This is a genomic window from Streptomyces sp. 13-12-16, from assembly GCF_002114215.1.
GTDB lineage: Bacteria > Actinomycetota > Actinomycetes > Streptomycetales > Streptomycetaceae > Streptomyces.
This window is the reverse complement of record NZ_NCTE01001418.1, coordinates 1-649: the sequence shown is the minus strand read 5'-3', so window position 1 is coordinate 649 and position 649 is coordinate 1. Positions and strand designations below refer to the sequence as shown.

Here is a 649-nt window from a genome sequence, read left to right as displayed (position 1 = left end):
GCCGGGGGGGGGGCCCGCCTCGACGCGGTCGGCCACGACGGCAAGACCCCCCTCGACCTGGCCGCCGAGGTCTTCGGCGCCGGTCACGCCCTGACCGAACTCATCCGCGACCGCGCCGCGCGCTGAGGCCCGGCCCGCTCACCGACCCTCCGTACGACGGGAGTCCGCCATGCTCTTCTACGTCCAGATGAAGTGGAACCACGAGGGCCGCATCACCCTCGACGAGCTCTGGGAGCTCGAACAGGACGAGGCCGCGCACGCCCAGGAGACGGTCGACTCCGGCTTCTGCGTGGGCATCTGGAAGGTGGCCGCGCAGAAGCGGGTCATCGCGATCATCGACTCGCCCGACGCCGAGGAGCTGGACCGCACCGCGCTGGGCCGGCTGCCGATGCGCGAGTACCTGGAGTTCGAGGAGGTCTGGCCGCTGCGCGACTACCTCGGCTTCGCCGAGGACGTCAAGCAGCGCTACAAGGTCTGAGTAGGCTCCCCATGACCCGCACCACGACCCGCACCGCACTCGTCACCGGCGGCAACCGGGGCATCGGCCTGGAGACCTGCCGCCAGCTCGTCCGGGCCGGCCTCGACGTCGTCCTGGCCGCGCGCGACACCGCGCGCGGCCGGGCGGCGGCCCGGGGCGTCGGGGGCGCCG

2 protein-coding genes are annotated in these 649 nt (G+C 73.5%); both read left to right on the top strand.

The annotated features are described in order from the left end of the window. Positions 1 to 169: 169 nt before the first annotated feature. Positions 170 to 478: a muconolactone Delta-isomerase gene (locus B7767_RS41825; RefSeq protein ID WP_085576396.1), complete on the top strand. Its 309-nt coding sequence runs from the start codon at positions 170 to 172 to the stop codon at positions 476 to 478. 11 nt (positions 479 to 489) lie between these two features. After that, positions 490 to 649, top strand: a 160-nt coding sequence (locus tag B7767_RS41820) for an SDR family NAD(P)-dependent oxidoreductase (protein ID WP_143652986.1), incomplete at its 3' end; no start/stop codon positions are given.

What these genes read in the sequence shown, in the direction of transcription:
- B7767_RS41825 (WP_085576396.1), top strand. Translation starts at nt 170, where the DNA reads ATGCTCTTCTACGTCCAGATGAAGTGGAACCACGAGGGCCGCATCACC.